This window comes from Streptomyces sp. YS-3, assembly GCF_045257485.1.
In the GTDB taxonomy this organism is placed as follows: Bacteria; Actinomycetota; Actinomycetes; order Streptomycetales; family Streptomycetaceae; genus Streptomyces.
Window position 1 is genome coordinate 1 of sequence record NZ_JBJHPC010000418.1, and the last position, 6,441, is coordinate 6,441.

Here is a 6,441-nt window from a genome sequence, read left to right on the forward strand (position 1 = left end):
GGGGCGCACGGCGCGACTGGCGGGTGTGGACGGCCGGGGCGCTGGCGCCGCTCGGCTGGTGCGCGTACGTCCTGTCGGTCGGCGCCCGAAGGGGTGATCCGCTGGGGGGTTACTTCGCGGTCCAGGCCGCCTGGACGTCCCGCTTCGACTTCGGCCGGGGATCGCTGCGCTTCGTGCGGAAGCTGGCCACCGGGCCCTTCGACCTCGGCTACACGATGGCGTTCCTGATCACGGTGGCGGCGCTGCTGCTGTTCGCCCTGTTCGTGCTGGAGCGTCCGCCGCTGCCGCTGCTCGTCTACACGGCCGTACTGCTGCTGATCACGGTCGGCGGCTCGGGGTTCTTCGAGTCCAAGCCGCGGTTCCTGCTGCCGGCGTTCCCGCTGCTGCTGCCGCTGGCGGCGGCGCTGACGAAAGCCCGGACCGGGGCGGCGGTCACCGTGACCGCGGCCCTGGCCGGGCTGTCGTTCGCGTACGGGGCGTATCTGCTGACGCTCGCCCCGATGGCGCTGTGAGTGCCGTGCCTCAGGCGTCGTCGCCGGGCGTGTCGCCCGCGTCGCCCTCGTCGCCCTCGGTGCCGTCGACGGCCTTCTCCAGGCCGAGCTGCTCCACGAGCCACTTGTCGAACTCGATCGAGGCGCGGACCCAGCTGACCGTCGAGGAGACGAAGTGCTCCAGGGCGACGCCGGTGCCGATCAGCATCTGCGCCTCACCGATCAGACGGACGGCGCCGTCGTCGTGGGTGTGCGTGTAGACCTTGGGCCACAGGGTGCGGCGGTTCCAGTCGTCGATCGTCTCCAGCAGCGCGAGCTTGTCGTCGATGCTGTGGGGGCGGTCGTAGAAGGTCCGCACCGAGAAGACCTGCTGGTCCTCCTCGCCGCGGAACATGAAGTACGTGCGGAACTCCTCCCACGGCGCGGCGAGGTCGCCCTCGTCGTCCACGACGTACTTGAGCTCCATCTGGTCCAGGAGCTGCTTGACCAGATCCTGGTCGGGTACGACGGGCCCGGCCGGTCCACCGGTGGGCTGCGGGCCGGGCTGAGCCCCGAAATTCGGAATCGAGGACGGGTCGATGCTCATCGTGAATCTTCCTTCGTACGGTTCCGGTCATCCTCTCCCATGCCGGGCGGGGGCTGGCAACCCCCGCCACGGGTATCCGCTGTCGGCTGACCGAATCCCGGCGCGGCCACCCTTCTACAGGTGCTTTCCGGTCGCCGCGCCCACGATCAGACCGTCCCCGGCCCGGTCGACGCGGACCGTGTCGCCGTCCTTGACCTCGCCCGCCAGGATCTCCTTGGCGAGCCGGTCGCCGATGGCGGTCTGGATCAGACGGCGCAGCGGGCGGGCGCCGTAGGCCGGGTCGTTGCCCTCGTCGGCGAGCCAGGCCAGCGCCTCGGGCGTGACGTCCAGGGCGAGGCGGCGGTCGGCCAGGCGCTTGGCGAGGCGGGCGATCTGGAGCTCCGCGATGTGCGCCAGCTCGTCCTTGGTGAGCGCCGAGAAGACCACCAGGTCGTCCAGGCGGTTGAGGAACTCGGGCTTGAAGGACGCCCGCACCACCTCCAGTACCTGCTGCTTCTTCTCCTCCTCGCTGGTCAGCGGCTCGACCAGGTACTGGCTGCCCAGGTTGGAGGTCAGCACCAGGATCGTGTTGCGGAAGTCCACCGTGCGGCCCTGGCCGTCGGTGAGGCGGCCGTCGTCGAGGACCTGGAGCAGGATGTCGAAGACCTCCGGGTGCGCCTTCTCGACCTCGTCGAGCAGCACCACGCTGTACGGGCGGCGGCGGACCGCCTCGGTGAGCTGGCCGCCCTCCTCGTACCCCACGTACCCGGGCGGGGCGCCGACCAGACGGGCCACGCTGTGCTTCTCGCCGTACTCCGACATGTCGATGCGGACCATCGCCCGCTCGTCGTCGAAGAGGAAGTCGGCGAGCGCCTTGGCCAGCTCCGTCTTGCCGACGCCGGTGGGGCCCAGGAAGAGGAAGGAACCGGTGGGGCGGTCGGGGTCGGCGATGCCCGCCCGGGTGCGCCGGACCGCGTCCGAGACCGCGCGGACCGCCTCGGACTGGCCGATCAGCCGCCGGCCCAGCTCGTCCTCCATACGCAGCAGCTTCTGCGTCTCGCCCTCCAGCAGGCGCCCGGCCGGGATGCCGGTCCAGGAGCCGACCACGTCCGCGATGTCGTCCGGGCCGACCTCCTCCTTGACCATGGTGTCCCCGGAGGCCTCCTGCTCGGCCTCGGAGGCGGCCTCCAGCTCGCGCTCCAGGGTCGGGATCTCGCCGTACAGCAGCTTGGAGGCGGTGTCGAAGTCGCCGTCGCGCTGGGCGCGCTCGGCCTGGCCGCGCAGGTCGTCGAGGCGCTCCTTGAGCTCACCGACCCGGTTCAGGCCCTCCTTCTCCTTCTCCCAGCGGGCGGTCAGACCGCGCAGCTCCTCCTCCTTGTCGGCGAGGTCGCGGCGGATCTTCTCCAGCCGCTCCTTGCTCGCCGCGTCCGTCTCCTTGGACAGGGCCAGCTCCTCCATACGGAGGCGGTCCACCGACCGCTGGAGCTCGTCGATCTCCAGCGGCGAGGAGTCGATCTCCATACGGAGGCGGGAGGCGGCCTCGTCCACCAGGTCGATCGCCTTGTCCGGCAGGAAGCGGGAGGTGATGTAGCGGTCGGAGAGGGTGGCCGCGGCCACCAGCGCGCTGTCCGCGATCTGCACCTTGTGGTGCGCCTCGTAGCGCCCCTTGAGGCCGCGCAGGATCGCGATGGTGTCCTCGACCGTGGGCTCGGCGACCAGGACCTGCTGGAAGCGGCGCTCCAGGGCCGGGTCCTTCTCGATGCGCTCGCGGTACTCGTCGAGCGTGGTGGCGCCGACCATCCGCAGCTCGCCGCGGGCCAGCATCGGCTTGAGCATGTTGCCCGCGTCCATGGCCGAATCGCCGCCGGCGCCCGCGCCGACGACCGTGTGCAGCTCGTCGATGAAGGTGATGATCTGGCCGTCGCTCGCCTTGATCTCGGAGAGGACGGTCTTCAGGCGCTCCTCGAACTCGCCGCGGTACTTCGCCCCGGCCACCATCGCGCCCAGGTCCAGCGAGACGAGCCGCTTGTTCTTCAGGGACTCCGGGACGTCGCCCTTGATGATCCGCTGGGCCAGGCCCTCCACGACCGCCGTCTTGCCGACACCCGGCTCACCGATGAGCACCGGGTTGTTCTTGGTGCGCCGGGAGAGCACCTGCACCACCCGGCGGATCTCCTGGTCCCGGCCGATGACCGGGTCGAGCTTGCCCTCGCGGGCCGCGGCCGTGAAATCCGTGCCGAACTTCTCCAGGGCCTTGTACTGGCCCTCCGGGTCGGGGGTGGTCACCCTCCGTCCTCCTCGTACTGTCTCGAATGCCTCAAGGAGCTTCTTGGCGGTCGCGCCCTGCTGGGTCAGGAGCTCGCCGGTACGGCCGCCCTTGGCGGCGAGACCGATGAGCAGGTGCTCGGTGGAGAGGTACTCGTCGCCCAGGTCCTTGGCGCGCTGCGCGGCGTCGGCGATGACGGCCAGCAGGTCGCGGTCGGGCTGCGGCGGGGCGACGGTGGAACCGGCCACCTTGGGCAGCGCGGCGAGCAGCCGCTCCGTCCCCGACCGGACGGCGGCCCGGTCGGCCCCGACGGCCGCCAGCAGGTCGACGATGTTCTCGTTCTCCTCGCCCGTCAGGAGGGCGAGCAGCAGGTGCGCGGGCGTCAGGTCGGGGTGTCCGTCGGACACGGCCCGGCTGCTCGCGGCGTTGATCGCGTCCCGGCTCCTGTTGGTCAGCTCGGCGTCCACGTGCGGTCTCTCCTCCTCGGCGCAGGGGGTACGAACTCCATGACTCATCCAGCGTACATAAAGTTGAGCCTATTCCGCTCAAGGTGGCGGGAACGAGTTCCGCGTAGGTTTCGGCGCATGACCACGAGCACGGACACGGGCGCCGCCCCGGCCTCCCCCACGCGTACCCCTGTGGACCCCCGGCAGCCCGACGCGGCCTATCTCGCCTTCTGGCGCGAGCGGCACCTGTGCACGCTGACGACCCCGCGCCCGGACGGCAGCCCGCACCTGGTGCCGGTGGGGGTCACCTACGACCCGGACGCGGGCGTGGCACGGGTGATCGCCAACCGGTCCAGCAGGAAGGTGCGCAACGTGCTGGCGGCCGGCGAGGAGGGGGCGCGGGCCGCGGTCTGCCAGGTGGACGGGCGCCGCTGGGCCACCCTGGAGGGCCGGGCGTACGTACGCACCGAGGCGGGGCCGATCGCCGACGCGGTGGCCCGCTACGCCGAGCGGTACGGGCGGACGCCGCGCGAGAACCCGGACCGGGTGCTGATCGAGATCGTCCTGGAGCGGGCGATGGGCAAGGGCTGAGCCGCGTACGGCCACGCGCGCGTGGGTACGCGGGCGTGGCCGTACCCGGGCAGCACAGCGGCGCCACCGTGTTCAGGTCCACGATGGCGCCGCTGTGTGGGGGAAGCGCCTGAGCGATTTACAACGACGGGGGAATCGCTTCAGGCACTGCGGGGGGTGGCGGTAGATGACTCGGGGTCGAACAGTTGGTGGTCTCGCTGGTCCAGATTGACGAACACCATGCCGTAGCGAACGGCACAGCGAATCGGCTGCGGCGCCCCGCGCGGCCGGCGCAGGCACCGGTAGGCACGGACGTCCTCGTCGTCCTCACGCGCGACCAGGATCGGCTCGCCGAACAGGGTGACCATCAACGAATCGCCACGGTGGGGGATCGCCGTGACGAGGTCGATGAAGTGCCACCCCGAGCGGTAGGCCGTGGCCATTTCGCGCCGGAAGACCCGGTCGTCCGGCGGGAGGCTCATGCGCTTACACCCGCGGGCGCGACCTCCCAGGTAGGCTCCACTGGAGCCGCCAGGACCCGCGTCACCGGCTTGTGCTCCCAGGTGGGCTCTCCCGGAGCCGCCACGGTTCCGTGGGACGGCTTGCTCTCCCACGTGGGTTCCCCACTCGCGGCGAGAGCGCAAAGAGCAGCCGCGACAACGGCTATAGCGCTAAGTGCTCGAACCATCCTGCTCATGGCCGATCTCCACCTCTTTATGATCATTCCCTCCCCCCGCGCATAAGACGATGGCTCACTCTGAGCGCTTCCACCAGCGAGGCCAGGCATCATGTTCCTGTAATTCAGGAGTATGAGGGGGGTGTAATCCGGTTGTATCAGGGGCACTTCGGACATAGTCATGGCCCTACAGACCTGTGCGAGATGGGCAAGACCCTCTACGCCACCGCGTTGCGTACCGGCGGAATAACTCGCACGGAAGCCCAGGCCGCTCCCTGTCTCATCGATCTCGCGCTGCTGCGGCCCGACGCGGACGACGCGGAGCAGCTGCGGCCGGTTCCTCCCTCGGTCGTCCTGAACCAGCTCGTGCAGCCCCTGGAACGCGAGATCCAGGAGCGCAGGAAGCTGTCGATGTCACTGGCCAGCACTTTCGAGCCGTTCATGGCGATCACCAGTGAGGACGCGGCGAGCACCCACGCGATCACGGTCCTCGAAGGCCTGGAGCTCATCAACGCGACGCTGGACCGCGTCATCGACGAGTGCACCAAGGAACTGCTCACCATCCAGCCCGGCAGCGGGCGCAGACCCGAGACCCTGGAGTCGGGCCTGCGCCGGGTCCAGCCGCTGCTCGACCGGGGCGTGGGCATGCGCACCCTCTACCAGCACACCGCCCGCCACCACTCCGCGACGATCGGGTACGTGGAGCGCATCGCGCCCTTCGGCCTGGAGGTCCGCACGCTGGAAGAGATCATCGACCGGCTGATCATCGTGGACCGCCGGGTGGCGTTCATCCCCGCGCGCAGCGACCGCCGCGTCGCGCTGGAGCTGCGGCACGAGGGCCTGGTGCAGTATCTGGTCGGCGTCTTCGACCAGTTCTGGCTGCACGCGGTGCCGTGGGAGGAGGAGGTCCCGTACGGCTCCTCGAAGGCGGAGGGCATCACGGGCGTCCAGCGCTCCATCGCCAAGCTCCTCGTGGAGGGGCACGTGGACGACTCCATCGCGCGGCGGCTCGGGATGAACGTCCGCACCTGCCGCGCCCACATCGCCAAACTGAACGCCGCCCTGGGCAGCGGCAGCCGGGCCCAACTCGGCTACCTCATCGCCCAGTCGGGAATCCTGGAGCAGGACGACTGACGGCGCCGCCCGCCCCATCTCATACGTGCGGTCTCATACGTGCGGATGGCTCCCCGGCGGGTCGTCGTCGTCCGCGGGCCGGCCGCGCTGGCGCCCGCGCGGGCGGTGCGGCATCAGGTCCTTGCCGCGCGCCTCGCCGGTGCCGACGATCGGCAGCGGATGGGCGGGGCGGCCGTCGGGCGTCTGGGGGAACCGCAACAGCCGTCCCGGCGCCGGCGGCCGGCCCGCCTCGGGGTGCCCGGCCGCGTCCCGCCCGCCGTCGCCCTGCGGATGGGCGCCTTCCTCCACGGGAC

5 protein-coding genes and 2 pseudogenes are annotated in these 6,441 nt (G+C 70.7%); 3 read left to right on the forward strand and 4 right to left on the reverse strand.

Annotated elements, in window-relative coordinates; genetic code table 11:
- Window positions 1-512: pseudogene (locus ACJA3G_RS26925) on the forward strand (hypothetical protein); the annotation flags it as partial.
- A 10-nt stretch (window positions 513-522) separates the two neighbouring features.
- Here ACJA3G_RS26925 and ACJA3G_RS26930 read toward each other — a convergent pair.
- A complete protein-coding gene (locus ACJA3G_RS26930) occupies window positions 523-1,077 on the reverse strand; it encodes a YbjN domain-containing protein (protein WP_406555637.1) in 555 nt (184 codons plus the stop codon).
- 114 nt (window positions 1,078-1,191) lie between these two features.
- Window positions 1,192-3,789 (reverse strand): ATP-dependent chaperone ClpB, encoded by a 2,598-nt coding sequence (gene clpB / locus ACJA3G_RS26935; protein ID WP_406555638.1) that lies wholly within the window; start codon window positions 3,787-3,789, stop codon window positions 1,192-1,194.
- 117 nt (window positions 3,790-3,906) lie between these two features.
- Here clpB and ACJA3G_RS26940 point away from each other — a divergent pair, with 117 nt between their 5' ends.
- A complete protein-coding gene (locus tag ACJA3G_RS26940; RefSeq protein WP_406555639.1) occupies window positions 3,907-4,359 on the forward strand; it encodes a pyridoxamine 5'-phosphate oxidase family protein in 453 nt (150 codons plus the stop codon).
- 140 nt (window positions 4,360-4,499) lie between these two features.
- Here the strand turns inward: ACJA3G_RS26940 and ACJA3G_RS26945 are convergent, their stop codons facing one another.
- Window positions 4,500-4,820, reverse strand: coding sequence for a (2Fe-2S)-binding protein (locus tag ACJA3G_RS26945; protein ID WP_283142738.1), 321 nt, complete (start codon window positions 4,818-4,820; stop codon window positions 4,500-4,502).
- 398 nt (window positions 4,821-5,218) lie between these two features.
- On the opposite strand from ACJA3G_RS26945, the gene ACJA3G_RS26950 reads away from it, so the two are divergent.
- On the forward strand, window positions 5,219-6,148 hold the full coding sequence (locus tag ACJA3G_RS26950) for a helix-turn-helix transcriptional regulator (protein WP_406555640.1): 930 nt from the start codon (window positions 5,219-5,221) through the stop codon (window positions 6,146-6,148).
- Window positions 6,149-6,181: 33 nt separating this feature from the next.
- Here ACJA3G_RS26950 and ACJA3G_RS26955 read toward each other — a convergent pair.
- Window positions 6,182-6,441: pseudogene (locus tag ACJA3G_RS26955) on the reverse strand (hypothetical protein); the annotation flags it as partial.